Origin of the sequence: Polaromonas sp. C04 (assembly GCF_002002705.1) — a bacterium.
Lineage (GTDB): Bacteria > Pseudomonadota > Gammaproteobacteria > Burkholderiales > Burkholderiaceae_C > Rhodoferax_A.
Map to the genome: position 1 here is coordinate 1 of NZ_MUNS01000037.1, position 26,283 is coordinate 26,283.

The 26,283-nt window shown below is 66.0% G+C and carries 22 protein-coding genes; 14 read left to right on the forward strand and 8 right to left on the reverse strand.

Annotated features, from left to right (window positions below; all coding sequences use genetic code 11):
- Positions 1 to 177: 177 nt before the first annotated feature.
- Positions 178 to 1,191 (forward strand): AraC family transcriptional regulator, encoded by a 1,014-nt coding sequence (locus tag B0E49_RS14675; protein WP_077562955.1) that lies wholly within the window; start codon positions 178 to 180, stop codon positions 1,189 to 1,191.
- Between the two features lie 5 nt (positions 1,192 to 1,196).
- On the opposite strand, the gene B0E49_RS14680 is transcribed toward B0E49_RS14675, so the two are convergent.
- From B0E49_RS14680 to B0E49_RS14705, 6 genes are all read right to left on the reverse strand, one after another.
- Positions 1,197 to 1,964 carry a M48 family metallopeptidase gene (locus tag B0E49_RS14680; protein WP_077562956.1) on the reverse strand — a complete coding sequence of 256 codons (768 nt, stop codon included), beginning with the start codon at positions 1,962 to 1,964 and terminating at the stop codon, positions 1,197 to 1,199.
- A 2-nt stretch (positions 1,965 to 1,966) separates the two neighbouring features.
- Positions 1,967 to 5,302, reverse strand: a complete 3,336-nt coding sequence (locus B0E49_RS14685) for a type I restriction endonuclease subunit R (protein WP_077562957.1) — start codon at positions 5,300 to 5,302, stop codon at positions 1,967 to 1,969.
- On the reverse strand, positions 5,299 to 6,510 hold the full coding sequence (locus tag B0E49_RS14690) for a restriction endonuclease subunit S (RefSeq protein ID WP_077562958.1): 1,212 nt from the start codon (positions 6,508 to 6,510) through the stop codon (positions 5,299 to 5,301). The genes B0E49_RS14685 and B0E49_RS14690 overlap by 4 nt, the downstream gene beginning before the upstream one ends.
- Positions 6,511 to 6,618: 108 nt before the next feature.
- Positions 6,619 to 7,614: a BRO-N domain-containing protein gene (locus B0E49_RS14695; protein WP_077562959.1), complete on the reverse strand. Its 996-nt coding sequence runs from the start codon at positions 7,612 to 7,614 to the stop codon at positions 6,619 to 6,621.
- Complete coding sequence (locus B0E49_RS14700; RefSeq protein WP_077562960.1) at positions 7,607 to 9,118, reverse strand: type I restriction-modification system subunit M; 1,512 nt, start codon at positions 9,116 to 9,118, stop codon at positions 7,607 to 7,609. Before B0E49_RS14700 ends, B0E49_RS14695 begins: the two co-directional genes overlap by 8 nt.
- A 14-nt stretch (positions 9,119 to 9,132) precedes the next feature.
- Complete coding sequence (locus tag B0E49_RS14705) at positions 9,133 to 9,639, reverse strand: restriction endonuclease subunit S (protein ID WP_286138032.1); 507 nt, start codon at positions 9,637 to 9,639, stop codon at positions 9,133 to 9,135.
- Positions 9,640 to 10,026: 387 nt separating this feature from the next.
- Between B0E49_RS14705 and B0E49_RS14710 the strand changes: the two genes are divergently transcribed.
- The 13 genes from B0E49_RS14710 to B0E49_RS14770 are packed head-to-tail and all read left to right on the forward strand — an operon-like array spanning position 10,027 to position 23,946.
- Positions 10,027 to 11,748, forward strand: a complete 1,722-nt coding sequence (locus B0E49_RS14710) for an AMP-binding protein (protein WP_077562962.1) — start codon at positions 10,027 to 10,029, stop codon at positions 11,746 to 11,748.
- A gap of 35 nt (positions 11,749 to 11,783) precedes the next feature.
- Entirely contained in the window at positions 11,784 to 13,391 is a 1,608-nt protein-coding gene (locus B0E49_RS14715; RefSeq protein ID WP_077562963.1) for a carboxyl transferase domain-containing protein, read from the forward strand.
- A gap of 17 nt (positions 13,392 to 13,408) precedes the next feature.
- The gene (locus B0E49_RS14720) at positions 13,409 to 14,542 is read left to right on the forward strand and encodes an acyl-CoA dehydrogenase family protein (protein WP_077562964.1); all 1,134 of its coding nucleotides are present in this window, start codon (positions 13,409 to 13,411) and stop codon (positions 14,540 to 14,542) included.
- An 8-nt stretch (positions 14,543 to 14,550) separates the two neighbouring features.
- A complete protein-coding gene (locus tag B0E49_RS14725; protein ID WP_077562965.1) occupies positions 14,551 to 15,351 on the forward strand; it encodes an enoyl-CoA hydratase/isomerase family protein in 801 nt (266 codons plus the stop codon).
- Between the two features lie 32 nt (positions 15,352 to 15,383).
- A complete protein-coding gene (locus B0E49_RS14730; protein WP_286138043.1) occupies positions 15,384 to 16,100 on the forward strand; it encodes a DUF4126 domain-containing protein in 717 nt (238 codons plus the stop codon).
- Positions 16,101 to 18,134, forward strand: a complete 2,034-nt coding sequence (locus B0E49_RS14735) for an acetyl/propionyl/methylcrotonyl-CoA carboxylase subunit alpha (RefSeq protein WP_077562967.1) — start codon at positions 16,101 to 16,103, stop codon at positions 18,132 to 18,134. It begins immediately after the preceding gene.
- Between the two features lie 14 nt (positions 18,135 to 18,148).
- Positions 18,149 to 19,090 carry a 2-hydroxyacid dehydrogenase gene (locus B0E49_RS14740; RefSeq protein WP_077563048.1) on the forward strand — a complete coding sequence of 314 codons (942 nt, stop codon included), beginning with the start codon at positions 18,149 to 18,151 and terminating at the stop codon, positions 19,088 to 19,090.
- 26 nt (positions 19,091 to 19,116) lie between these two features.
- On the forward strand, positions 19,117 to 20,037 hold the full coding sequence (locus B0E49_RS14745; protein ID WP_077562968.1) for a hydroxymethylglutaryl-CoA lyase: 921 nt from the start codon (positions 19,117 to 19,119) through the stop codon (positions 20,035 to 20,037).
- 2 nt (positions 20,038 to 20,039) lie between these two features.
- Complete coding sequence (locus B0E49_RS14750; protein WP_077562969.1) at positions 20,040 to 20,564, forward strand: YbaK/EbsC family protein; 525 nt, start codon at positions 20,040 to 20,042, stop codon at positions 20,562 to 20,564.
- Positions 20,561 to 20,806: a DUF1289 domain-containing protein gene (locus tag B0E49_RS14755; protein WP_077562970.1), complete on the forward strand. Its 246-nt coding sequence runs from the start codon at positions 20,561 to 20,563 to the stop codon at positions 20,804 to 20,806. The genes B0E49_RS14750 and B0E49_RS14755 overlap by 4 nt, the downstream gene beginning before the upstream one ends.
- Complete coding sequence (locus tag B0E49_RS14760; protein WP_077562971.1) at positions 20,803 to 21,438, forward strand: 2-hydroxychromene-2-carboxylate isomerase; 636 nt, start codon at positions 20,803 to 20,805, stop codon at positions 21,436 to 21,438. The genes B0E49_RS14755 and B0E49_RS14760 overlap by 4 nt, the downstream gene beginning before the upstream one ends.
- Positions 21,439 to 21,475: 37 nt before the next feature.
- Positions 21,476 to 23,290: a DUF294 nucleotidyltransferase-like domain-containing protein gene (locus B0E49_RS14765; protein WP_077562972.1), complete on the forward strand. Its 1,815-nt coding sequence runs from the start codon at positions 21,476 to 21,478 to the stop codon at positions 23,288 to 23,290.
- Positions 23,287 to 23,946, forward strand: coding sequence for a 3'-5' exonuclease (locus B0E49_RS14770; protein WP_077562973.1), 660 nt, complete (start codon positions 23,287 to 23,289; stop codon positions 23,944 to 23,946). The genes B0E49_RS14765 and B0E49_RS14770 overlap by 4 nt, the downstream gene beginning before the upstream one ends.
- 27 nt (positions 23,947 to 23,973) lie before the next feature.
- Here B0E49_RS14770 and B0E49_RS14775 read toward each other — a convergent pair whose 3' ends face one another.
- Both B0E49_RS14775 and B0E49_RS14780 read right to left on the reverse strand, forming a co-directional pair.
- Entirely contained in the window at positions 23,974 to 25,698 is a 1,725-nt protein-coding gene (locus tag B0E49_RS14775; protein ID WP_077562974.1) for a cation acetate symporter, read from the reverse strand.
- Positions 25,695 to 26,003 carry a DUF485 domain-containing protein gene (locus tag B0E49_RS14780; RefSeq protein WP_077562975.1) on the reverse strand — a complete coding sequence of 103 codons (309 nt, stop codon included), beginning with the start codon at positions 26,001 to 26,003 and terminating at the stop codon, positions 25,695 to 25,697. Before B0E49_RS14780 ends, B0E49_RS14775 begins: the two co-directional genes overlap by 4 nt.
- Positions 26,004 to 26,283: the final 280 nt, after the last annotated feature.

The following is a 26,283-nucleotide window of genomic DNA, read 5'->3' on the forward strand; positions in this document are numbered from 1 at the left end:
ACCCCCTCCCCAAACTCCCCCGGCGAGACATCCGTCCACTACCGGAATGCGCGGAAGAAGCTCTTCTCGTTGCGCCGGGTCGGCGCCGCCGCGATCTTCATCGATATGGCGCGCTTGCCGGCGCTGGTCAACCTGCCGCGCGCGTAACCCGTCGCCGGGCCGCCTACACTGCGGCCCATGAAACCCGTTTCGGCCACACCGGTCTCGTTTGTCAGGATGATCCTGCTGGCGTATGAGCGCTATGGCGCCGATCCGGCCGCGGCGCTGGCCAAGGCACACATCGCGCCGGACGCGCTGCAGCGGCCCGATGGCGCCGTCACCTCGGGGCAGTTCCAGGTGCTGGCGGGCGAGGCCATGCGCGAACTCGATGACGAGGCGCTGGGCTGGTTCTCGCGCCGGCTGCGCTGGGGCAGCTACGTCATGCTGCTGCGCGCCTCGCTGACGTCGCCCAATCTGGGCGTGGCCTTGCGGCGCTGGCTGCGCCACCACAACCTGCTGACCGACGACATCATGCTGGCCCTATCGGTGGCGGACGGGCTGGCCACGGTGACGGTGGCCGAGCGGCGCCTGGATCCGGCGGTCCGCGAGTTTTGCCTGGTCACCCTGCTGCGCAACATTCATGGCATTTCGTGCTGGCTGGTCGATTCGCATATCGCCCTGCAGGAGACCGCCTTCCCGTTCGCACCGCCCGCGCACGCGGCGGTGTACCCGGTGCTGTTTCCGGGCTCGGTCCGCTTCGCCGCGGCGCAGGCCGTGCTGCGCTTTGACGCGCACTACCTGGCGCTGCCCCTGCGCCGCGATGACAAGGCCCTGAACGCCCTGCTGCCGCAGGCGCTCGCCCTGGTCGTGCGGCAATACCGCCGGGACCGGCTGCTGGTGCAGCGCGTGCGCACGCTGCTGCAAAGCCAAGTGGTAGCGGCGAATGCGAACGCGCTGGCCGATGCGCTGCATGTGTCGCCCCGCACGCTGCACCGCCAGTTGCAGGAGGAGGGGGCGTCGCTGCAGGTGCTGAAAGACGAGGTCCGGCGCGAGCAGGCCATGGAGGCGCTGTGCCGGACCCGTCGTCCCATCAAGCAGGTGGCGCTGGCGGTCGGCTTTCGCAACGAAAAAAGCTTTGCCCGGGCGTTTCGGCAATGGACGGGCGAGTCACCGGCCGAATACCGGCGCAAGGCGGCGGTGGACCCGGCCTGACTCGGCTACACACGGAGAATTTGCTCTGCCATCCCGTCCAGTCGCGCCTTGAGTGAGCGCCATGGCGGCAGGTGGCGGTCCAGCGCGTGGTAGAACTTCGCGCTGTGGTTGTGGTGCTGCAGATGGCACAGCTCGTGCAGCAGCACGTAGTCGATGCATTCGCGCGGGGCCTTGACCAGCCAGGGGTTGAGCGTGATGCGGCCCGCGGGCGAACAACTGCCCCACTGCACTTTCATGACCTGCAGCCGCAAAGGTGGCGGCTGCCGAACCCAGCGCAAGGGCGCGGCCACGGCGGCGAGCCGTTGCGCCAGCACTTCGCGGGCGCGCCCGCGAAACCAGGCTTCCAGCGCCACGCGCAATTCGGCCGGGTCGCGCCGGGGCGCGGTCACTTCGATGTAAGCGCCGCGCAGCCGGGCGTGGGCCAGCACGCCGCGCTGCACCGTTACCTTGAGGCGGTAACGGCGCCCGAGGTAAAGCAGCGATTCGCCGCTGACGTACTCGCGCGGCAGCACCTGGGCTCGCCGTATGCGAATGTCGTCCAGGTGCTGGCTGATCCAGCGCGCACGTTTTTTCACCGCCGCCAGCACCTGCGCGTCGGTCGCCGCCTGCGGTGCATCCACCACGACCCGGCCGTCAGGCTCGACATGAATGGCCACCTTGGTCGCGCGCCGCCCGGGCTGCCGGCGCAGGCCAAAGCGGATGGTGGTATCGCCATAGCCGAAGCTGTGTACGCTTGCGTCCGGCACAGCGGCGTGCGTGTTGGCTATGGTCATGCTCACGGTCGGCTCAAGCCCACGCGCGTGATCTGGATCACCTGCTCCACTACCGCCTTGGCGTCGTCCAGACCCAGCGACGCGAACAGCATCGGCAGCACGCCCTTGCGGATCGCGGCCTCGATGTTCTGCGGGTTCAGCGAGTTCTCGGCCACGGCATTGCGTACCATGCCGTCGATAGCGGTCGTCTGCGCCACCAGGGTGTCGCGTGCCGCATCGCCCAAGGCGGCAAACCGCTGCTCGCCCAGCACCAGCCGCATTGCTCCGAAATAGGCGCGGGCATGCGGCTTGTCGGCCAGCACGTCGGGCATATCCGGCGCCTGCCGCGCGTCGACCCTTTGCTCGAAGGTCTTGAACAGCGCGTACTGCTTGAGCGGGTGGTCGAACATAGCTTCGGCCTCGGCAATCGCCAGTCGCAGCAGCTCGCCAAACACCTTTTGCGCATACGGGTCGTCGGCCAGCTCCTGCTCGATGGTCTTGCGCAATCGGGTCTTGATCATGTCCGTCTCGTTGCGCGTCTTGTCCGTTGACCATTGGGCCGGGTCTTCGGTCTGGCCGAGCTGGTGCACCAGGTACACACCCTCCGGTTCGCGCACCTCGGTGCCGATCACCTGCTGGTCCACCAGCCGGCGTATCTGTTCCTCGTAGGCGCTGTAGTCCACCGTCTCCATCGCATCGCGCCGTGCCGTCTGGCGCAGCTCGGTGAAGAAGCGCAGGTCGGACTTGTAGCGCGCGATCAGCTTCTCCGAAAAGCTCTTGTCTTCAAAGAAGCTGCGCGAACTCAGCGCCGTCTGCAGGCACAGGCCAAAGGCGGTGAGCGCTTCGTAAAAGTCGTCACGCAGCTTCTGCCGCTGGTCGTATTCCTCGCCATCCTCGCCGGTCACGAACTTCGGCGTCAACACCTGCCGGTATTGCTCGCGGTCGAGTCGGTTCTCCACCCCCTTGAAGAACGACCACAGCCGGTCATGCAGCGCCGGCAGGCGCTTGTACTCGGTGCTGAACTGCCGGTACAGGCCTTCGATATCGGCCACATCGAAGCCGCCCTGCGTGCGCGCTTCGAGATCCTGGTACGCGCGGATCGCCGTGTCCAGCTCCTTCAGGATGCCGCGGTAGTCCACCAGCACGCCGTAGCGCTTGGCATCGTGCAGCCGGTTCACCCGCGCCACCGCCTGAATCAGGTTGTGGCCCTTGAGCGGCTTGTCGATGTAGAGCACCGCGTTGCGCGGCTCGTCGAAACCGGTGAGCAGCTTGTCCACCACGATCAGCAGGTCCGGGTCGCCATCGGCGCCGAAGTCCGCGATGACCTGCTTCTCGTACGCCTCGGGGTCGGCGCCGTGCGCGGCCACCGTCTGCTTCCACCACTTCTGCACTTCCGGCAGCGTGTCTTCATCCACGTCCGAGTTGCCCTCGCGCGTGTCGGGCGGCGACATGACGATGGCGCTGCTCACCAGCCCCGTGTCGTCCAGTGCCTTCTTGTAGCGGATGGCGTCGAGCTTGCTGTCGGTCGCCAGTTGGCCCTTGAGCTGCAAACCTTCGCCCAGCCCCAGCTTCTTGATGTTCTCGCTGAAGTGCGTGGCAATATCCCAGGCGATCAGCTCGATGCGGTTGGCCGCGCCATAGATGGCGCCCTTCTTCGCAAACTTCTTCTTCAGGTCGCCGCGCTGCGCCTCACTTAAGGAGACGGTGATCTTGTCGAACCAGCGGTTCACCGCGTCTTCGTTGATGGTCAGTTCGGGCACGCGCTCCTCGTACAGCAGCGGTGCCACGGTTTCGTCTTCCACCGCCCGCTGCATCGTGTATGCATGCACGATGGGGCCGAACTTGCCGGCCGTCTTCTCGTCCTTGAGCAGTGGCGTGCCGGTGAAGGCCACATAAGCCGCCCTGGGCAGCGCCTTCTTCATGCGCTCGTGCGTTTCACCGCCGTGGCTGCGGTGGCCTTCGTCCACCAGCACGATCAGGTTGGGCGAATCGTTGTGGCACTCGGGCTGCCTGCTCGCCGTGTTGAACTTGTGCACCAGCGTGAAGGTGATGCGCTCGGTGCCACTGCCGATGCGCCTGGCCAGGTCGCGGCCCGACAGCGCGCGGCTCTTCTCGCCGTCCTTCTGCATCGCGACGGCCGAGCCGAACGCGCCGCTGGAGATGAAGTTGCGCCGCAACTGCTCTTCCAGATCCAGCCGATCGGTCACCACCACCACGCGGCATTCCTGCAGCGCGGGCACCAGCAGCAGCGCCTTGGTCAGGAACACCATGGTGAAGCTCTTGCCCGAACCCGTGGTGTGCCACACCACGCCGCCCTCGCGTCCGCCATCGGGGCGGAACTGGTTGAGCCGTGCCAGCAGGGCGCGGATGCCGAAAAACTGCGGGTAACGCGCCACCACCTTGCCCACCTTGCGGTCGAACAGCACGAAGCCGCGCAGAAACTCCAGCAAGCGAGCGGGCGTCAACAGACTCACCAGCAAACGGTCTTGATCCGTCACCTGCATGGGCTCAGCCCACAGTGCATCGAAGTAGGCGGCGAGCCCGGCAGGCTTACCGGTGAACAGCGCGACACGCGTATCCGCGGGCAGGGGCCTGTTCTTCAGGACACCGACGTGCGCGTCGTCGAACGTCGCCCCGGCCTGCGGGCTCGGCTCTTCGCGCCAGCGCGCCCAGAACTTGGCGGCCGTGTGCGTGGTGCCGTAGCGCCCCTCGGTCTGGCTGATCGCCAGCAGCAGCTGCGCATAGGCAAACAGGTTCGGAATCTCGTCGGGACGCTGGTTGCGCAGGTGCTGGCTGATGCCTTCATGAACCATCGCCTTGCTCGCGTGCGCGCCTTCGGGCCGCTTGGCCTCGATCACCACCAGCGGAATGCCGTTCACATAACCCACCACGTCGGGCGTGCGGTGGTGCGTGCCCTGGGCCGACAGCACTTGCAGCTCCTCGGTCACGTCCCAGCGATTCGCGGCGGCGTCCGTCCAGTCGATCACCGCAATCGTCGGCTGGCATTTCTTGCCGTCGGGCATGAACTCGGTGACCGTGATGCCGAGCGACAGCTTGTTGTACAGCCGCTCGTTGGCCGGCAACAGCCCTTCGGCCAGGCTCGCATTCGAGAGCTCCCGCACGATTTGGTCGATGCCACCGGGGGAGAGCGGGTACCACTGGCCCTTGTATTCGTAGCGCCGCGTCTGCAGCACCTCGACCAGCCGCGGCACCAGCAGCACCTCGCGCGTGCCGCCCCCGCGCAGCGCCAGCGCCTCGGCCGTGCCGACAAAGTGCCAGCCCAGATTGCACAGCAGATGCAGCGCGGGGATGTGGGCGCTGTATTGCTCGCGGGAGTTGGGGGTGGTGGCGGAAGTCATGCTGCCTCCATTGCTTTCGCGTCCAGTCGAACTCGGCGCTTGCCGGTGAGAAGCTGGGCCATGAGGGCTGCCTTCTCTTGTTTCAGCTTTTCGACGACGCCTTCATGCCGCTCAATCCACGCCGTTGCGGCTTGAAGAATGCTCGCGATGCGCGCCTGCTCCTGCATGGGGGGCACCGGCACTTTGCAACCCAGGAAGTCGTGAGGCCGAATGTTCAACAAGCCGTTGTTGCGAACACCGGTGTTGACCAATGCGCCGAGTTGGTCGTGCAGGAAATCAGCGGCAAAAAGATGTTGGTAGAACGCGGGATGGCATTGGGCTTTGAGCTTGAAGCAGACATAGACATGCGGCACCAAACCGCGCTCGACGGTCTCAAGCGGGAACACGCAACCGAATTCGTAGAGTTTCGAGTTCCCCTTGTTGTAGGCGAACTCACCCTTGTTGAGCGCGATGTAGTTGTCGACGCTTTTACCTGCCATGAATCGGCTGTACTTTTCATCCTGGCGCACAAAGCCTTGACCAGAGGAAATCATCAAGACGGGTAACGCTTCTCCCTTAGCGACTCGGCCCTGGATCCGCTCACTGATTTCTTTGATCGCCCGTATCGGCCACCGTCCTTGTTGAGCAGGCGCTAGCAATAGATGGCGAGTCAGCGCGAGCTTCTGCTTGCGGCTGTTGGCGAGCAGGCGTTCGGTGGTGGCGATGGCCTGATCCCAGGTGGAGAGGATGCGGGCGATGCGGCGCTGCTCTGACAGAGGCGGCACTGGAACCTGCACTTCTTTCAGAATGCCGCCGCTCAGATTCTGCTGTGTCCCGGCGTTGCCCAGTTCCCGGATCGCTTCGTATTGCGAAGACAGGTACTGGAAAAAGAAATCGGTGTCTTGCTTCTCTGGCAGGAGGATCGCGGCGCACGCCTGATTGGTGGCCGCTTCAATGCCCAGCTTCGCCATCTGTCCCCGCGTCTTGCCCTGCCCGTACATGGCCATCAACAAGGTGCCCGGCGGGAAGAGCTTCGCCGATGAGTTCTTCAGTCCGGCCTCGGTGATCTTCTCGGCGGTGTCGGAGATGGTGTTGAACTGGATTTCACCGGTCGTCACCCAGGGCACATTGCCGCCCCAATAGCTCGGCTCGGCCCGGTCGGGTGTGCCGCCCGAACTGATGCGGGCGATTTCGCCGAGCGTGCTGCGATGCCAGCCGTCAGGAAGCATGGAATTCTCCGCGCGGCCCAGTTGATGCAAGCAATGCAACCACTGCCACGACCACCAAGTCAAATCGAACCTTTAAGTGATCCTTAACAGTTGCCAGCGTCAAACAGTTCATGACTTCTTTACCTTCGTCGGCTTGTCCTTGAGCGAAGCAACGGCCTTGGCTGTCCTGGCGGCGACTTTTTTGCGCGCGGCCGCCTGGCCGATGGAAGTTTTCGAGGCCAGTTCCCTTGCCTGCGTCTCGACAAACGCCGTGACGGCCAACGCCGCCGCGCCGGGCGCCTGCAAGGCGAGGTTGTTGCTGGCGCTGACCACCGGCTGGCCGCTCTTGGCTTCCAGCGCCTTGCGCGCATCGCCGGCGATGGTGCCGCCCGCGCGGGCGCTGCTGCGGTTGGCCGGAAAGCCCCGGGCATCCTTGCGCCGTGCGATCTCGGTGGTGCTGGCTTCACCGAGCATGGTGAAGATCAGCTCCAGGTCGGTCATGTGGTCGCGCAGGTTGTCGCCCGTTTTGAGCTTGGCGAGGCCCTTGATCTTTTTATGGCCCTCGGGCGTGACGCCGAAGGTGGCGCTGGCGATTTCGGCGGTGAGGATGGCGTATTCCTGGCCCTCCTTCACGCCACGCTGCTTCCACTCATCGGTGAGTTCGCCGCGGATGGCGATGGAGCGCAGGCGCTTCTCGATCCAGGGCTTGGGGTAGCCCTTGGCTTCGTAGAGCTCGCGGGCGCGGGCGCTGGCGAGTTCGGGATTTTCGATTTCCTGGATGCGCTCGTAGCCGACCTTGGCGAGCCAGCGCTTGAAGGGCTCGGCTTTGGGCGAGGGGATGGACTGGATGATGCGCAGCAGGCCTTCGGTGTTGGCACAGTTGACGCTTTGCTGGCCGCCCTCAGTCTCGATACGAAGGGGGTGTACAAAATGTACCCACCCTTGCGCTAACTCTTTGTCGCGTAAGCGAATTCTGTTGATGTACTGAGCAGGATCACGGCTGTCCGTCAATACGGCGACCACATCGACGACTGCGAACCACCACTGACTGTCATGCCATGTTCGGCGAATCGCCTTCTCCTGAAAAAGCGCGACGTCGCGGCTTGAGCCAATGTCCTTACTCATATCCCAGCTCCTTCAGATAAACGTCCATCTGCACCTCCAGCCGTGCCAGCTCCGCCTTGAGCTGCTCGCGCTCCTTGCGCACCGCCATCAGGTCGATGGCTTCTTCTTCCTCGAAGGTATCCACATAGCGCGGGATGTTCAGGTTGAAGTCGTTCCCGGCGATCTCGGCGGGGCTGGCAAGGTGGGCGTACTTGTCGACGCCCTGGCGCGCGCTGGCCGTGTCCAGAATGCGCTGCAGGTCGGCCTCGCGCAGATAGTTCTGGTTTTTGCCGGCCTCGAAGTCGCGGCTGGCGTCGATGAACAGGACCTTGTCGTCCTTCTTGTTCTTGCGCAGCACCAGCACGGCGGCGGGGATACCGGTGCCGTAGAACAGTTTTTCGGGCAGGCCGATCACCACGTCGAGCAGGTTTTCTTCGATGAGTTTTTGCCGGATGCGGCCTTCGGCGGCGCCGCGGAACAGCACGCCATGCGGCACGACCACGGCCATGCGGCCGGTGCCGGGCTTCATGGTTTCGACCATGTGCAGCACAAAGGCATAGTCGCCCTTGGTGCGCGGCGGTGTGCCGCGGCGAAAGCGGCTGAACCTGTCGGCTTCGGCGCCCTCATGGCCCCATTTCTCGAGGCTGAAGGGCGGATTCGCGACCACGATGTCGAAGTGCTTGAGGCTGGCCGCGCCGTCGAGCAGCTTGGGGTTGCGGATGGTGTCGCCCCACTCGACGCGGTGGTTGTCTTCGCCATGCAGGAACATGTTCATCTTGGCCAGCGCCCAGGTGCTGCCGATGGCCTCTTGCCCGTACAGCGCGTATTTGCGCGAGCCGGTGCGTTCACGGATGAGGCGGCCGCACTTCATGAGCAGCGAGCCGGAGCCGCAGGTCGGGTCGCAGATTTCGTCACCCTCCTGCGGGTCCATCAGCCGCGCCATCAGGCTGGAGACTTCGGGCGGGGTGTAGAACTCGCCGGCCTTCTTGCCGCTGGTGGTCGCAAAGTTCTTGATCAAAAACTCGTAGGCATTGCCGATCACGTCGAGCGTGCCGACGCGGCTGGGGCGCAGGTTGAGCGCGGGTTTGGCAAAGTCTTCGAGCAGGTGGCGCAGGATGTCGTTCTTTTGCTGTTCATCGCCCAGCTTGTTGGCGTTGAAGCTGATGTCCTGGAACACGTCGCGCAGCTTGGCGATGTTGGCGTCTTCGATGGCGTGCAGCGCCTTGTCGATGCGCTCGCCGTTGCCGGGCGCGTGGCGCTGGGTGTGCAGCGCATAGAAGCTGGCGCTGGCCGGCAGCACGAAGCGTTCGTTCTTGAGCATTTCCTCGATCAGCGCGGGGTGGTCGCCGTACTGCTTCTTGTACTCGTCGTAGTGGTCCTGCCAGACATCGGACACGTATTTGAGGAACAGCATGGTGAGGACGTAGTCCTTGTAGATGCTGGGGTCGACGGTGCCGCGAAAGGTGTCGCAGGCGGACCAGACGGCGGCATTGATGCCGTCCTGGCTGATGGGTGATGTACTCATTTTTTAATAGCTGACTACGCAGGTGAGATATGGGCTAGGGCCAGTTTTTCTGCCAAAACTTCGAGTTCTCGTTCGCGGTTGCGGATGAGTTGGTGCAGGGTTTGGCGCTCCTGCCGAGCCAGTTCGGCCAGCGCGACGATGCGTTGCTGGTCGGCCAGGTGGGGCACGCGCAGACTCAGGGCCTCCAGTACAGGACGACGAATGCTGAGCTGGTTCGAGCCCTCCGCCGCCTGGCGCAACTGGCGCTGAACCGGCGGCTGGTTGATCTGCCAGGCCAGGAAGGCCGGCAGCACGCCTGCGCGTGGCTTGACCCGCAGCAGGAAAAAGTGCGGGCTGCAGACGGCAGGGCCGGGCGGCTCATCCAGGCACACGGCGTAGAACCGGGTGCCGCGGGAGACAAAGAGCACATCGCCACGCAACAGCCAGTCGGGCGCCCTGCGGCCGGGCAGTTCGGTGCGCAGGACGCCGCGCCAGTCCACACCCAGATCAGGCGCCACGTCTTTCATCTGGACGGCGAGCACCGAGCCCCGAGCGACTTCCTGAATGGAGCCACGAAACGGAAACCCGGGCTGGACGGACGCGATTTCGCATAAAGGAGGATTTATTGCATCAATCACTATGGCGCAAATACTACCTCAAAATTGAAGCTGGCTGATTAATTTCTCATGATTTATATGCATCATTTGAAGTGATGTGATATTTTCAAGATCTGGAATTACACTGCGTCGGATTTGCCGTATTGCCAGAATCCCGATTCTTGCTTGGCGCCCGTCTTCTGGCTTCGCCGTTTCTGCCCCCCTGACGTGGCAGGATTTGCAACCTCTGTGGCTAGCATGAGCCCGGCTTTCGGCCTATGCTCCAAAATTCAAGCGTGGTTTCTGCAACCACCGACCTTCATGGAGACAGACATGACGCAACCCAATCCTGCCCCTGCCGCCCAGAGCTATGCGCGCGGCGCCACCGACGTGCCGCTGATCGAGCAGACCATCGGCGACTTTTTTGATGACATGGCGGCGCGCCAGGGCGAGCGCGAGGCCCTGGTCAGCGCGCACCAGAAGCGGCGCTACAGCTATGCGGCGCTGCGGGCCGAGACCAACCGGCTGGCCAGCGCGCTGCTGCGCTCGGGTCTGGCGCCGGGCGAGCGTGTCGGCATCTGGTCGCACAACAACGCCGAGTGGGTGCTGATGCAGCTCGCCACGGCCAAGGCGGGCCTGATCCTGGTCAACATCAACCCGGCCTACCGCACGGCCGAACTCGAATATGCGCTCAACAAGGTGGCTTGCCGCGCGCTGGTGACGATGGCGCGCTTCAAGACCAGCGACTACCTGGGCATGCTGCGCGAGCTGGCGCCCGAGTACGCGCATGCGCAGCCGGGCCAGCTCGCCTCAAGCCGGCTGCCGCATCTGCGCTCGGTGGTCTGGATCGACGAGGCGGGCGTGGGTGCGCACGAACCCGGCTTTCAGCGCTTTTCCGACCTCATCGCCAGTGGTGACGCCACCGACCCGCGCGTGGCCGACGTGCAGAAGACCCTCCAGGCCAGCGACCCGATCAACATCCAGTTCACCAGCGGCACCACGGGGTTCCCGAAGGGCGCGACGCTGACGCACCGCAATATCCTGAACAACGGCTTCTTCATCGGCGAGTGCATGAAGCTCACCCCGGCCGACCGTCTCTGCATTCCGGTGCCGCTGTACCACTGCTTCGGCATGGTGCTGGGCAATCTGGCCTGCCTCACGCACGGCAGCTGCATCGTGTACCCGAACGACGGCTTCGACCCGATCACGGTGCTGGAGACGGTGCAGGCAGAGAAGTGCACCGGACTGCATGGCGTGCCCACCATGTTCATCGCCGAACTGGACCACCCGCGCTTTGCGGAGTTCGACATGTCGAGCCTGCGCACCGGCATCATGGCCGGCTCGCCGTGTCCGACCGAGGTGATGAAGCGCGTGGTCGATCAGATGCACCTGCGCGAAATCACCATCGCCTACGGCATGACCGAGACCAGCCCGGTGAGCTGCCAGAGCTCGACCGATACGCCGCAGGACAAGCGCGTGTCCACCGTCGGCACGGTGCAGCCGCACATCGAGATCAAGATCGTCGATCCCGAGACCGGCGCCACCGTGCCGCGCGGCACCGCGGGCGAGTTCTGCACGCGCGGCTATTGCGTGATGCACGGCTACTGGGAAGACGAAGCCAGGACGCACGAGGCGATCGATGCCGAGCAGTGGATGCACACCGGCGATATGGCGACGATGGACGACGAGGGCTATGTCAACATCGTCGGGCGCATCAAGGACATGGTGATCCGCGGCGGCGAGAACATCTACCCGCGCGAGATCGAGGAGTTTCTGTACCGCCACCCGAAGGTGCAGGACGTGCAGGTGGTTGGCCTGCCCGACAAGAAATATGGCGAGGAGCTCTGTGCCTGGATCATCGTCAAGCCCGGCCAGAACGCGACCGAGGACGAGGTGCGCGACTTCTGCAAGGGCCAGATCGCGCACTACAAGATACCGAAGTACATCCGGTTCGTGACCGGGTTCCCGATGACGGTCACCGGCAAGATCCAGAAGTTCGTGATCCGCGACGCCATGAAGCAGCAGCTGGGCCTGGCTGACGAGAAGACCGCCTGATACCCACCAGAACCATCGAAGGGCAGAAGAACCGAATGAGCACGCTAGACACCCAACTGAACCCCCGTTCCGCCGAATTCCAGGCCAATGCCGCTGCCATGCGCGAACTGGTCGACGACCTGCGGGTCCAGGTCGCCAAGGCGGCGGAGGGCGGTGGCGAGGCCGCCCGCGCCAAGCACACGGCGCGCGGCAAGCTGCCCCCGCGCGAGCGCGTGCAGATGCTGCTGGACCCCGGCACGCCGTTTCTGGAGCTGTCGCCGCTGGCGGCCCACGGCATGTACCACGGGGCGGCGCCGTGCGCCGGCCTGATCGCGGGCATCGGCCGCGTCGAAGGTGTCGATTGCATGATTGTGTGCAACGACGCCACGGTCAAAGGCGGCACCTATTACCCGCTGACGGTGAAAAAGCATTTGCGGGCGCAGGAGATCGCGCAGCAGAACCACCTGACCTGCATCTACCTGGTGGACTCGGGTGGCGCGAATCTGCCGAACCAGGACGAAGTGTTTCCCGACCGCGACCACTTCGGCCGCATCTTCTACAACCAGGCCAACATGAGCGCGCAGGGCATCTCGCAGATCGCGGTGGTCATGGGCTCGTGCACGGCGGGTGGCGCCTACGTGCCGGCGATGAGCGACGAGACCATCATCGTGAAGAACCAGGGCACCATCTTCCTGGGCGGGCCGCCGCTGGTGAAGGCCGCGATCGGCGAGATCGTCTCGGCCGAGGACCTCGGCGGCGGCGACGTGCACACGCGGCTCTCGGGCGTGGCCGATCACCTCGCGCAGAACGACGCACACGCGCTCGCGCTGGCCCGCTCGGTGGTCAGGAATACCAATCAAAAGAAGGTGGTAGCCCAGAACCTGCGGGCGCAGGCTGCTCCCAAATTCGCAGCAGAAGAGCTGTACGGCGTGATCCCGACCGACACGCGCAAGCCTTTCGATGTGCACGAAGTCATCGCCCGCATCGTCGACGCCAGCGAGTTCCACGAGTTCAAGGCGCGCTACGGCACCACGCTGGTGTGCGGCTTCGCGCACATCGAAGGCATGCCGGTGGGCATCGTCGCCAACAACGGCATCCTGTTTTCCGAGTCGGCGCAAAAAGGCGCGCACTTCATCGAGCTGTGCTGCCAGCGCAAGATTCCGCTGGTGTTTCTGCAGAACATCACCGGCTTCATGATCGGGCGCAAGTACGAGAACGAGGGCATCGCGCGCCACGGCGCCAAGATGGTGACCGCGGTGGCGACCGCCCAGGTGCCGAAATTCACCGTGATCATCGGCGGCAGCTACGGCGCGGGCAACTACGGCATGTGCGGGCGCGCCTACTCGCCGCGTTTCCTCTGGATGTGGCCGAACGCGCGCATCTGCGTGATGGGCGGCGAGCAGGCGGCAGGCGTGCTGGCCACCGTCAAGCGCGACGGCATCGAGGGCCGCGGCGGCAGCTGGAGCGCGGAGGAAGAAGCGGCCTTCAAGCAGCCCGTGCTCGACCAGTTCGCGCGCCAGTCGCATCCCTACTATTCCAGCGCGCGCCTGTGGGACGACGGCGTGATCGACCCGGCCGACACGCGCCGCGTGCTGGCGCTGGCCCTGTCGGCCACGCTCAACGCGCCGATTCCCGACACGAAGTTCGGCGTGTTCCGCATGTAAGGCGAGGGGCCACACGCATGGACAACATCTACACCACGCCCGAGCACGAGCTGCTGCGCGACCAGGTCGCGCGCTTCATTGCACGCGAGGTCGAGCCGCAGGGCGCGGCCTGGGAAGAGGCCGGCAGGGTGCCGCGCGACGTGCTGCGCCGCATGGGCCAGGCGGGGCTGCTGGGGCTGATGTACGAGGGCCGCTACGGCGGCGGCGATGCGGACGCACTGACCAACCTGGTGTTTGCCGAAGCGTTGTCGCAATCGACCTTTGCCGGTTTCATCATCACCGTGCTGGTGCATACCGACATGGCGGGGCCGCACCTGCACCACGCGGGCAGTGCGGCGCAGAAGGACAAATACCTGCACAAGGTCACGGCCGGCGAGATGATCGCGGCGGTGGGCATCACGGAGCCCGGTGCGGGCTCGGACGTGGCCGGCATCCGCACCACGGCGCGCCGTGACGGCGACGACTGGGTGCTGAACGGCAGCAAGATGTTCATCACCAACGGCGTGCACGCCGACCTGTATTTCATCGCCGCCAAAACGGGTTCGGGCCGGCACGACATGACCATGTTCATCGTCGAGAAGGGCACGCCCGGCTTCAGCGTGGGCCGCGCGCTCAAGAAGACGGGCTGGCTCTCGTCCGACACCGCCGAGCTGGTGCTCGACAACGTGCGCATCCCCGCCGCCAACGTGCTGGGCGAGGAGGGCAAGGGCTTCTACTCGGTCATGAAGAATTTCCAGACCGAGCGCATCGCGCTGGCGGCGATGGCGGTGGGCCACTGCACGCGGGCGCTCCAGCTGACGCTGGACTACGTGCGCCAGCGCCAGGCTTTCGGCGCCACGCTGTGGGACCAGCAGACCATCCGCCAGCGCCTGTCCATGCTCGACGCCAGGACCCGCGCCGCGCGCTCCTTCATGTACCACTGCGCGTGGAGCGTGACGCAGGGCCGCGACATCGTGCAGGAAGTCTCCATGCTCAAGGCCTTGACCGGCGAGCTGGTGAATGAAGTGGTGCAGACCTGCCAGCAGTTCCACGGCGGCATGGGCTACATCCGCGAGACCGCGATCGAGCGGCTGTGGCGCGATGCGCGCGTGCTGGCCATCGGCGGCGGCGCCACCGAGGTCATGCTGGAAGAAGTTGCCAAACGCTATTGAGCCCCTTCATGAATACAAGCCCATCGAGCCTTCTTGACCTGCGCCGTCCGTCGTCCCACGTGGCCGAGGTCTGGCTGAACCGGCCCGAGGTCCGCAACGCCTTCAATGACGGCGTCATCGCCGAATTGACGCAGGTGTTCGCAGCGCTGTCGCAGGAGGGCGACCTGCGCGTCATCGTGCTGGGCGCGCACGGCAAGGCGTTTTGCGCGGGTGCCGACCTCAACTGGATGCGCGCCATGGCCGACTACAGCTGGGATCAGAACCGTGCCGATGCGCAAAAGCTCGCCGACATGCTCTGGACCCTGTACCAGTGCCCGGTGCCCATCGTGGGGCGCATCCAGGGCGACTGCTACGCCGGCGGCATGGGCCTGGCGGCGGTCTGCGACGTGCTCGTCGCGGCGGAGGAGGTGACCTTCTGCCTGTCGGAGGCAAGGCTCGGCCTGTTGCCCGCGACCATCGCCCCGTATGTGCTGCGCGCCCTGGGCGAACAGGCCTCGCGCCGCTACATGGTCACCGCGGAGCGCTTCAGCGCGGCGCAGGCCCACGCGCTGGGTTTTGTGCACGAGCTGTGCAGCGCCGGGGCGCTGGACGCGAAGGTGGCGGAGCTGGTGGCCACGCTGACCGCGAACGGGCCGAAAGCGGCCCGCGAATGCAAGCGCCTGGTGCGCGACGTGGCCGGCGCCCCGCTGACGATAGAGCTGCGCGCCGACACCGCCCAGCGCATTGCCGACATCCGCTCCAGCATTGAGGGCCGGGAAGGCGTGCAGTCGTTCCTGAACAAGCGCAAGCCGGGCTGGCTGCTGCCCTGAGCGGCCGAGCCAGCGCGACCCCGCAAGCCATGCTGCAAACCTTGCTTCAATCCCTCCCGTCATGGCTGGCGCCGCTGGGCAGCCACGCGGCCAGCGCCGCCGGCACGGGCGCGTCGGGGGTTGGGCAGGCGGCGGGGCGCCTCGACATGGCCAGCCTGCTGGCGCTGGCCGCCGCGCTCGGCTGGGCCAGCGGCCTGCGGCTCTATGCCGTGGTCTTCATGGTGGGCGTGGCGGGGCTGCTGGGCTGGATCCCCTTGCCCGACGGCCTGGCGCTGCTGCAGCACCCGGCCATGCTGGCCGCCAGCGGTTTCATGCTGTTCGTCGAGTTCTTCGCCGACAAGATCCCCGGCGTCGATTCGCTGTGGGACATCGTGCACAGCGTGATCCGTATCCCCGCCGGTGCCGCGCTGGCCGCCGGCGTGTTCGGCGCCGATGGCGGCACCATGACCGCCGTTGCCGCGCTGATGGGTGGCACGCTGGCGGCCACCAGCCAGGCCGCCAAGACCACCACCCGGGCGGTGATCAATACCTCGCCCGAGCCTGTTTCCAACGTGCTGGCGAGCCTGGCCGAGGACGGCGTGGTGGTCGGCGCGCTCTGGCTCTCCACGCAGCACCCGCTGGTGTTCGGCGTGTTGCTGGCCATTGTGGTCGTGCTGATGTGGGCCATGACCTGGCTGCTGATCAAATTCCTCAAGGCGGCATTTCGTCGCGCCTCCCGTCTCTTTTCCGGTTTTGCAAAGGTCACCTAAATGTTCAACAAAATTCTGATCGCCAACCGTGGCGAGATCGCCTGCCGCGTCGCGGCCACGGCCAGGCGCATGGCCATCAAGACCGTGGCGGTGTACTCCGAGGCCGACGCCAGCGCCAAGCACGTCAGCGTGTGCGACGAGGCGGTGCCGATCGGCGCCAGCGCACCGAAGGACAGCTACCTGCGCTGGGAGCGCATCATCGAGGCCGCCAAGGCCACCGGCGCGCAGGCCATCCACCCCGGCTACGGCTTTCTGAGCGAAAACGACGAGTTTGCGCAGGCCTGTGCCGATGCGGGCCTGGTCTTCATCGGCCCGCCGCCCGCCGCGATTCGGGCCATGGGACTCAAGGCCGAATCCAAGCAGTTGATGGGCAAGGCCGGGGTGCCGCTGGTGCCCGGCTACCACGGTGCGGACCAGGACCCGGCGCTGCTGCAGCGCGAGGCCGACGCGATCGGCTACCCGGTGCTGATCAAGGCCAGCGCGGGTGGCGGCGGCAAGGGCATGCGCGTGGTGGACAAGGCGAAGTCTTTCGCCGCGGCGCTGGCCTCGTGCCAGCGCGAAGCCAGCAGCAGCTTTGGCATTGACGCGGTGCTGATCGAGAAGTACGTACAGCGCCCGCGCCACATCGAAATTCAGGTGTTCGGCGACACGCAGGGCAACTACGTTTACCTGTTCGAGCGCGACTGCTCGGTGCAGCGGCGCCACCAGAAGGTGCTGGAGGAAGCCCCGGCGCCCGGCATGACGCCCGGCATGCGCCAGCAGATGGGCGAGGCCGCCGTGGCGGCCGCGCGCGCCGTCAACTACGTGGGCGCCGGCACGGTGGAGTTCATCGTCGAGCAAAAGCCCGATGGCAGCATGACTTTCTTCTTCATGGAGATGAACACGCGGCTGCAGGTCGAGCACCCCGTGACCGAGGCCATCACCGGGCTCGACCTGGTGGAGTGGCAATTGCGCGTGGCGTCGGGCGAAAAACTGCCGCTCAGGCAGGAGGATCTGCACATTCACGGCCATGCGATCGAGGCGCGCATCTGCGCCGAAAACCCCGACAACAACTTCCTGCCCGCCACCGGCACGCTGCACGTGTACGACCTGCCGGCGTACGTGAGCTTCGAGCGCGGGAACAGGGGCGGCGCCGACACTCTGGTCCGGGTGGACTCCGGCGTGCGCGAAGGTGACGCCATCTCGCCGTTTTACGATCCCATGGTGGCCAAGCTGATCGTGCATGGCGACACCCGCGAGCAGGCGCTGGCGCGCATGGACGAGGCCTTGTCGCAGACCCATATCGTCGGGCTGAACACCAATGTGCAGTTCCTGCGCTATGTGGTCAATACTCCCTCGTTTGCCCAGGCGAATCTGGACACGGGGCTGATCCCGCGCGAAGAGGCCAGGCTGTTCAAGCAGGAAAAAGTCGGCCTGCCGCTGGCGGCCGCCGCGGCCATTGCGCGCACGCTGGTGGAGGAGAAAGCCCTGGAGGTCGATGCGACCAACGGCGCCTGGATCGACCCCTGGGCCCGGCGCGACGGCTGGCGCGCGCACGGCCTGGCCACGCGCCGCTTCGAGTTCGAATTTCATGGCGAGGCGGTCACGGCCGTATTGACCCGTCTGCACGACGGCGCCCTGCAGTTGCAGGTCGGCAGCGCCGCCGGGCCGCTCACCTTCGTGCGCGTGGCGGATGGCATCGGGGTCGATTTTGCGGGCCAGCGCCAGACCGTCAAGGTATGGCTGAATCAGGCCGTAGCCCATGTGTTCTGTGCCCTGGGTGCTACACAAATCGTAGTGATCGACGCGCTGGCGCATGCCAGCGTGGGCCAGGCCGACGCGGGCCGGCTGACCGCGCCGATGCCGGGCAAGGTGGTGTCGTTCGCCGTCAAGCCCGGCGACAAGATCAGCAAGGGTCAGGCGCTGGCGGTGATGGAAGCCATGAAGATGGAGCACACGATTGCCGCGCCGGCCGACGGCACGGTCGAAGAGCTGCTGTATGCGCCGGGCGATCAGGTCACGGAAGGTGCGGAGCTGCTGCGCATCAAGGCTTGATTAAACTGGTGCCGATGCGAATCACCGTCTGCCTCACCGACAACAACCGCCCCGAACCCTGGGTCGAAGGCCTGCGCGCCGAGCTGCCGCAGGCCGAGGTCGAAGCCTGGACGCCCGGTGCCGCGCTGGCCGACCATGCGGTGGTATGGGCGCCGCCGCAGGCGTTCCTGGACGAGCAGCAGCGGCTGCGCGGCCTGTTCAATATCGGCGCCGGCGTCGACGCGCTCCTCAAGCTCAAGCTGCCGCCGCACACGCGCATCGTGCGGCTCGACGACGCGGGCATGTCGGTGCAGATGGCCGAGTACGTCTGCCATGCGCTGATCCGCCATTTCCGCGAGTTCGATGCCTACGAGGCCGACGCACGCGCGGGCGTCTGGAGCTATCGCCGCCCACGGGCGCGCCGCGATTTTCCGGTCGGCATCATGGGCCTCGGTGTGCTCGGCCAACGTGTCGGCAAGGCCATTGCGCAGTTCGAGTTTCCGGTGCTGGGCTGGAGCCGCTCGCCCAAGCAGATCGACGGCATCCGGTGTTTTGATGGTGCGCCTGGGCTGGACGCCTTTCTCGCCGCCAGCCGCGTGCTGGTGTGCCTGCTGCCGCTGACCGCCGAGACGCATGGCATCCTGCGCGCAGGCACGCTGGGCCGGCTGAACGGCGGGCGGCCCGGCGGCTACCTCATCAACGTGGCGCGCGGCGCGCATCTGGTCGAAGACGACCTGATCCCGCTGCTCGATGCGGGCCAGCTCGCGGGCGCGACGCTTGACGTGTTTGCGTCGGAGCCGCTCGCGCCCGCGCATCCGTTCTGGCGGCATCCGAAGATCACCGTGACGCCGCATGCCTCGGCGCGCACGCAGCGCGAAGAATCGGTGGCGCAGATCGCGGCCAAGATCCGGGCCCTCGAAGCCGGTGCGGACTTCCGTACGCTGGCGGGCGTGGTCGACGGGCAACGCGGATACTGAGTGACAACATCTCCTGGAGTCAGAACATGAGTCTTCCCAGCAAAGTCAAACTCGTCGATGTGGGCCCGCGCGACGGCCTGCAAAACGAAAAGCAGATGGTGCCGGCCGCGGTCAAGATCGAACTGGTGCAGCGCCTGCAGGACGCCGGTCTGAAAGAGATCGAGGTCACCAGCTTCGTCAGTCCCAAGTGGGTGCCGCAGATGGCCGATGCGAGTGAGGTCATGCACGGCATCCGGCGCCAGAGTGGCGTGCGCTACTCGGTGCTGACACCCAACATGAAGGGCTTCGAGGCGGCGATTGCCGCGCCGCGCGCCGAGTGGCCCGACGAGATCGTGGTGTTCGGCGCCGCCAGCGAGGCGTTCAGCCAGCGCAACATCAACTGCTCGATCGCCGAGAGCATCGAACGCTTTCGCCCGGTGGTCGAGGCGGCGCGCGCCCACGGCATCTACGTGCGCGGCGCCATGTCGTGCACCGTGGGCTGCCCCTACGAGGGCGAGATCGCGCCCGAACGGGTCGGCATGCTGGCCGGGCTCATGAAGGGTATCGGCGTGCAGCACATCGGCGTGGCCGACACCATTGGCGTGGGCACGCCGCGCAAGGTGCGGCGTGCCATGGAGGCGACTTTGACGCACTACGACATCAACGACGTGTCGGGCCACTTCCACGACACCTACGGCCAGGCGCTGGCCAACACGCTGGCCAGCCTGGAGATGGGCGTGTGGCAGTTCGACACCTCGGTGGCGGGCCTGGGCGGCTGCCCCTATGCCAAGGGCGCGACCGGCAACGTGGCCTCGGAGGACGTGGTGTACCTGCTGGACGGTATGGGCATAGCGACCGGCATCGACCTGGACAAACTGATCGACGCCGGCAAATTCATCAGCGACCATCTTCAGCGCAAGCCGAACTCGCGCGCGGCCACGGCGATCCTGGCCAAGCGGGCAGGCTAGTCGTGAGCAGGACTCCCGCTCCCGCCTCCTTCCTTCCAGAGGGCGTGCAGCGTGTGGCGGCGGCGCTGCAGGCGCAGGGCCATCCGCATGTGCCCGTGATGCTCGACGACGCGGCGCGCACCGCGCAGCAGGCGGCCGACGCGCTGGGCATCGCCGTGGGCCAGATTGCCAAGAGCATCATCTTTCGCCGCATCCCGGACGACGCGGCCGTGCTGGTGGTGACCTCGGGCGACCGGCGCGTGGACGAGAAGAAGGTGGCGGCCCTGGTCTGCAGCGAAGGCGGCAAGCTGGGGCGCGCCGATGCGGAGTTTGTCAAGGCCAGCACCGGCTTTTCGATCGGCGGCGTGTCGCCGCTGGCGCATGTGACGCCGCCGGTCACGCTGATCGACCGGGAGCTGTTCCGGTTCGCGGAAATCTGGGCCGCCGCGGGGCATCCGCATGGCGTCTTCAAACTCAGCCCGCACGATCTGCAGCGGCTCACCGGCGCGCCCGTGGCCGATGTGGCGCAGGCCGTCAAAATCGCATGAATACTATTGATTTGATAGCTGATCGTGCTGATGCAGCAAGGGCTACAGCCGAAAATGTTCCTTCACCCTGTATTTCGGTGTGCCGCATGAGCGAGGCCGGCGGCTGGTGCGAGGGCTGCTTTCGCACGCTCGACGAGATCGGGCGCTGGAGCCGGATGAGCGACGCCGACAAGCGGGCGGTCTGGACCCTGATCGAGCGGCGCGCTGCGGCGGAACCCACAACGACGCCGGCATCGCCATGAAGCACATCACCTTCTACCTCGACTTCATTTCGCCGTACGCCTACCTCGCGTTCGAACAGCTGCCCGAAGCCCTGCTGGGCCTGAGCTACAGCGTGACGTACAAGCCGCTGCTGTTTGCGGGGCTGCTCAAGCACCATGGGCAGCTCGGCCCCGCCGAGATTGCACCCAAGCGCGACTGGACCTACCGCCAGGTGCTGTGGCTGGCGCAGCGCCACGGCATCGACATGCAGCTGCCGGCAGCGCATCCCTTCAACCCGCTGGCCTTGTTGCGGCTGGCCGTGGCCTGCAATGCGCAGGGCACGCCCAACCGCTATGTCTGCGAGACCGTGTTTCGCCACGTCTGGCGCGGCGGCGCCGAGGCAGCCGACCCGGTGCGGCTGCAGGCGCTGGCGGCGCAGCTGGCGCCCGCGCGTGACATGCACGGCGACGAGGTCAAAACGCAGCTCAAGGCCCAAACTGAAGAGGCCATCGCCGCGGGCGTGTTTGGCGTGCCCACCTTCGCGGTGGACGACAGGTTGTTCTGGGGTTTCGACGCGCTGCCCATGCTGCGCGCCTACTGCGAAGGCGATCCATGGTTTGACGGTACGGCCTGGGACGCGGCTGCAAGGGTGGCGCAAGGCGTTCGTCGTTGAATCGGGGGGCACCTTCCGCGAACTTCACGCCACCGCCATGCCCAGTGCCTTCAACTTCGCCGCTTCGCCGTTCGACTGCCTGAGTCCGGCGGAACAGGAGCAGGTTCGGCGCCACGTCGACATCGCCTATTTCCGCGAAGGCGAGGTGGTGCTGGAGCTCGGCGCCGAGCCGACGCATCTGTACGTTGTCATCAAGGGCGAAGTCACCCAGAGCGAAGACGGCGAGGTGGTCGCCAGCTACGGCCCGGACGACAGCTTCGACGGCCGCGGACTGGTGGCCGGCCGCGTCAGCAGCCGCTTTGTGGCGGCCGAGGAAGTGGTGGCCTACCAGCTGGCCAAGGCAACCGTCAAGGCGTTGATTGCCTCGAACGCCACCTTCGGCGCGCTGCTGTTCTCGGACCTGGGCCACAAGCTCAGTGCGCTGTCGCAGCGGCAGGAGCAGCGCGAGCTGCAATCCCTGACGCTGGCGCGGGTGGACGAGGCGTATCTGCGCCCCGCCCATATGGTCGATGCGCAGACCGATGTGCTGTCGGTCGTGCAATTGTTCCAGTCGCAGCGCACCTCCAATGTGCTGGTGCGCGGCCTGCCGGGCGGCCTCGGCATCTTCACCACGACCGGGCTGCAGCGCGCCATCCTGGATGGCCGCCCGCTGAATCGGCTGGCGGTGGGCGAACTGGCGAGCAGCCCGGTCATCACCGTGCGCCCGTCCGACCAGCTTGGCGAGGCCATGGCGCTGCTGCTGCGCCGCCGGGTGCACCGGCTCGTCGTGACCGAGGGGGACGAAGTGCGGGGCATTCTGGAGGCGCTGGATGTGTTCAGCTTCCTGGCGAATCATTCGCACCTGATCACGGTGCAGATCGAGCAGGCGCCCGACCTCGACGCACTGGCCGAAGCGGCCCTGCAGATCACGCGCCTGATCTCGCTCTTGTACCGCAACGGCACGCGCATCGGCCTCATGGCCACGCTGGTGCAGCAACTGAACGCGCGCCTGTTCGAACGCGCCTGGCAGATGATCGCGCCGGCAGGACTGGTGGCCAACAGCTGCCTGTTCGTCATGGGCAGCGAAGGGCGTGGCGAGCAACTGCTCAAGACCGATCAGGACAACGGCCTGCTGCTGCGCGACGGCTACACCGCGCCCGATGATCTGGACGCCATTTGCCAGCGCTTTTCGCAGGCGCTGAGCCGTTTTGGCTATCCCGAATGCCCCGGTCACATCATGCTCAGCAACCCGGCCTGGCGCGGCAGCGCCAGCGCGTTCGGCCAGAAGGTCCGGCAATGGCTGCTGATGCCGGAGGCGGACAGCCTGATGCACCTGGCGATCTTCATGGATGCGCATGCCGTGGCGGGCGACGCGACCCTGCTGGAGGGCGTGCGCCGCGGCCTGATGACGCTCGCCACCGACAACGACGCCGTGCTCGGGCGCTTCGCGGCTGTCATCGAGGCGTTTGGCAGTCCCTCGCCCTGGTGGGACCGATTGCTGCCGCATGGGCAGGCGCAGCGCCCGCTCGACCTGAAGAAGGAAGGCATTTTTCCGATCGTTCACGGGGTGCGCAGTCTCGCGCTGGCGCGCCATGTGGCGCCGACCGGCACGGTGGCCCGCATCGAGGCGCTGGTGGCCGACGCTACGCTCGACGCAACCCTGGGCGAGGAGCTCACGCAAAGCCTGCACGTGCTCATGGGGCTGCGCCTGAAGGCCGGGCTGGCCGAACTGGACGCCGGCCGGGCCGTGAGCGGAGGCCTTGCGCCGGAACGCCTGGGCAGCCTGGAGCGTGACTTGCTCAAGGACACGCTGGGCGTGGTCAAGCGCTTCAAGGCGCTGCTGCGCCATCGATTCCGGCTCGACGCGCTGTGAGTCTGGCGCGCTTTTCGCCCGGAGCGCTTGTCGCCGCGTTGCGGCGCAAATGGCGTCTGAAGCACCTGCGCGATCCGGCTTACCGTTTCATGTTCGATGCGGCGCCGCCCGATGAGTGGGTGGCGCTGGACTGCGAGACCACCGGCCTGAATGTGCGCACCGACGAAATCATCTCGGTCGGCGCGGTGCGCATCGTGGGCAACCGCATCATGACCAGCGAGCGGCTGGCGCTGCTGGTGCGGCCGGACAAGGGCATCGCGGCCGACAGCGTGCGCATTCATCGCCTGCGCGAACGCGACGTGGCGCAGGGTCTGCCGATCGCAGAGGCGATGGCGCAGCTGATGCATTTCATCGGCAGCCGGCCGCTGGTGGGCTATTACCTGGCGTTCGACGTGGCGATGCTCAATCGCGCCATCCGGCCCCTGCTGGGCGTGGGCCTGCCGCAGCCCAGGATTGAAGTCTCGGCGCTGTACTACGACTACAAGTTCAAACAGCTGCCGCCCTACCAGCAGCAGGTCAACGCCGATATCGACCTGCGCTTTGCCACGCTGATGGACGACCTGGGTCTGCCGCGGCGTGCCGCCCACGATGCGGTCAATGATGCCGTGATGGCGGCGCTGGCGTTCATCAAGCTGAGGCAGCTGCGCGGCGGGTGACACCGCCGCGCAGGGCCGGCGCCCGTTTTAGTGGCCCGATGCCCCCGAGGCGCCAAAGCCGGTTTCCGAGCGGACCTGCTGCGCCGGGAATGCGGCACGCTCGCGCGCCGCATTGGCGCTGCGGTCGGTGATGGAGAACAGCCAGATGCCGACAAAGCCGATGGTCATCGAGAACAACGCCGGCGAGGTGTACGGGAACCAGGCCGAGCCAGCCGGGTGGCCCAGCGTGGCTTCCCATACCGAGGGCGACACGATGGTCAGGCCCACCGACGAGATCAGCCCCAGAAAGCCGCCGATCACGGCGCCGCGCGTGGTGCAGTTCTTCCACAGTACCGACAGGAACAGCACCGGGAAGTTGGCCGAGGCCGCAACGGCGAAGGCCAGCGACACCATGAACGCGATGTTCTGCTTTTCGAATGTGATGCCCAGCAGCACCGCAATGATCCCCAGCACGACCGTGGTGATGCGCGACACCTTGAGTTCGGCCGCGCTGTCGGCCTTGCCCTTCTTGAACACGGTGGCATACAGGTCGTGCGACACGGCCGAGGCGCCCGACAGGGTGAGCCCCGCCACCACGGCCAGGATGGTCGCGAACGCCACCGCCGAGATGAAACCGTAGAACACGTTGCCGCCGACCGACTTGGCCACCAGCACCGCCGCCATGTTGGCCGTGCCGGCGCCGCCGTGGATGACGCCCCGGGCGACGTCCGCGTACTCCGGGTTGGTCAGCACCATGGTGATGGCGCCGAAGCCGATGATGAAGATCAGCACGTAGAAATAGCCGATCCAGGTGGTGGCCCAGAACACCGACTTGCGTGCCTGCTTGGCATCGGGCACCGTGAAGAAGCGCATCAGGATGTGCGGCAGGCCGGCGGTACCGAACATCAGCGCCATGCCGAACGAGATGGCCGAGATCGGGTCCTTGATGAACCCGCCCGGGCCCATGATGGACAGGCCCGCCCTGGCCGCCTCCTCGGGCGTCTTGCCGCTGTTGGCGGCAATGGCGGCGCGCACTTCCACCCCCCTGGCAAACAGCGCCTCGGGGCTGAAACCGTACTGCGCCAGCACCATGAAGGCCATGAAGGTCACGCCCGCCAGCAGCAGGCAGGCCTTGATGATCTGTACCCAGGTGGTGGCCGTCATGCCGCCAAACAGCACGTACACCATCATCAGGGCGCCGACGATGACGACCGCCATCCAGTATTCCAGGCCGAACAGCAGCTTGATGAGCTGGCCGGCGCCGACCATTTGCGCGATCAGGTAGAACGCCACCACCACCAGCGTGCCCGACGCCGCGAAGGCGCGGATGGGCCCTTGCTGGAAGCGGTAGCCCGCCACGTCGGCAAAGGTGAACTTGCCTAGGTTGCGCAGGCGCTCGGCCATCAGGAAGGTGATCATCGGCCAGCCGACCAGGAAACCGATCGAATAGATCAGGCCGTCATAACCCGTGGCCATGACCGCGGCCGAGATGCCCAGGAAGGAGGCCGCCGACATGTAGTCGCCGGCGATCGCCAGCCCGTTCTGGAAGCCCGTGATGCCGCCGCCGGCGGTATAGAAGTCCGCCGCCGAGCGCGTTCTGGAAGCGGCCCATTTGGTGATCCACAGGGTCAGCAGCACAAAGCCGGCGAACATCGCGATGGCCGTCCAGTTCGTGGCCTGCTTGGCCACCTGGCCCAGGTCGGGGCCGGCGGCGTGGGCGCCGCCCGCCATCAACGCCGCCAGCAGCGCGAGGTATTTTTTGTTCGCGCTCATTTCGAGGCCTCGTTCAGGATGTCTTTGGTCAGGGCATCGAATTCGCTGTTGGCGCGACGCACGTAGATGCCGGTGATGACGATGGTGAAGACGATCACGCCCAAGCCGATGGGGATGCCCAGCGTGGTCACGCCGGCGCCAATGGGCTGCGCCAGAAACGCCTTGTCAAACGCGATCAGCGCGATGTAGCCGTAATACACGAGCAGCATCAGCACCGTCAGCACGACGCCGATCCGGTTGCGCTTTTGGCGCAGCTCCACGTATTTCGGATTGCGCTGAATCTTGGCTACCACCGGGTCATCCATGACTGTTTCCTTCAGGGTTGATTGAAATCCCATGCCATGGGGAAATCCCCAAGCGGGCTGGATTACTGCAAATGCGACTGACCAATGCCTTACGCGGCGCTCTGAATGACCGGCCTCGCCCAAGGAGCGGCCTTGAAAATGCGCCAGATGCGGTGAATTCCGGCGCTGCGCCGTGCAGGGAAAACGCGCCGCATCCCGCATTGAAAAATCGCAGCCGCGGGTTACTACCGAGGCCGTAAGCGGGCCACAAGTTAGCCGTAAGGCGTTGTAAGACGACCGT

What these genes read in the sequence shown, in the direction of transcription:
- B0E49_RS14675 (WP_077562955.1), top strand. Translation starts at nt 178, where the DNA reads ATGAAACCCGTTTCGGCCACACCGGTCTCGTTTGTCAGGATGATCCTG.
- B0E49_RS14680 (WP_077562956.1), bottom strand. Translation starts at nt 1,964, where the DNA reads ATGACCATAGCCAACACGCACGCCGCTGTGCCGGACGCAAGCGTACAC.
- B0E49_RS14685 (WP_077562957.1), bottom strand. Translation starts at nt 5,302, where the DNA reads ATGACTTCCGCCACCACCCCCAACTCCCGCGAGCAATACAGCGCCCAC.
- B0E49_RS14690 (WP_077562958.1), bottom strand. Translation starts at nt 6,510, where the DNA reads ATGCTTCCTGACGGCTGGCATCGCAGCACGCTCGGCGAAATCGCCCGC.
- B0E49_RS14695 (WP_077562959.1), bottom strand. Translation starts at nt 7,614, where the DNA reads ATGAGTAAGGACATTGGCTCAAGCCGCGACGTCGCGCTTTTTCAGGAG.
- B0E49_RS14700 (WP_077562960.1), bottom strand. Translation starts at nt 9,118, where the DNA reads ATGAGTACATCACCCATCAGCCAGGACGGCATCAATGCCGCCGTCTGG.
- B0E49_RS14710 (WP_077562962.1), top strand. Translation starts at nt 10,027, where the DNA reads ATGACGCAACCCAATCCTGCCCCTGCCGCCCAGAGCTATGCGCGCGGC.
- B0E49_RS14715 (WP_077562963.1), top strand. Translation starts at nt 11,784, where the DNA reads ATGAGCACGCTAGACACCCAACTGAACCCCCGTTCCGCCGAATTCCAG.
- B0E49_RS14720 (WP_077562964.1), top strand. Translation starts at nt 13,409, where the DNA reads ATGGACAACATCTACACCACGCCCGAGCACGAGCTGCTGCGCGACCAG.
- B0E49_RS14725 (WP_077562965.1), top strand. Translation starts at nt 14,551, where the DNA reads ATGAATACAAGCCCATCGAGCCTTCTTGACCTGCGCCGTCCGTCGTCC.
- B0E49_RS14735 (WP_077562967.1), top strand. Translation starts at nt 16,101, where the DNA reads ATGTTCAACAAAATTCTGATCGCCAACCGTGGCGAGATCGCCTGCCGC.
- B0E49_RS14740 (WP_077563048.1), top strand. Translation starts at nt 18,149, where the DNA reads ATGCGAATCACCGTCTGCCTCACCGACAACAACCGCCCCGAACCCTGG.
- B0E49_RS14745 (WP_077562968.1), top strand. Translation starts at nt 19,117, where the DNA reads ATGAGTCTTCCCAGCAAAGTCAAACTCGTCGATGTGGGCCCGCGCGAC.
- B0E49_RS14755 (WP_077562970.1), top strand. Translation starts at nt 20,561, where the DNA reads ATGAATACTATTGATTTGATAGCTGATCGTGCTGATGCAGCAAGGGCT.
- B0E49_RS14760 (WP_077562971.1), top strand. Translation starts at nt 20,803, where the DNA reads ATGAAGCACATCACCTTCTACCTCGACTTCATTTCGCCGTACGCCTAC.
- B0E49_RS14765 (WP_077562972.1), top strand. Translation starts at nt 21,476, where the DNA reads ATGCCCAGTGCCTTCAACTTCGCCGCTTCGCCGTTCGACTGCCTGAGT.
- B0E49_RS14775 (WP_077562974.1), bottom strand. Translation starts at nt 25,698, where the DNA reads ATGAGCGCGAACAAAAAATACCTCGCGCTGCTGGCGGCGTTGATGGCG.
- B0E49_RS14780 (WP_077562975.1), bottom strand. Translation starts at nt 26,003, where the DNA reads ATGGATGACCCGGTGGTAGCCAAGATTCAGCGCAATCCGAAATACGTG.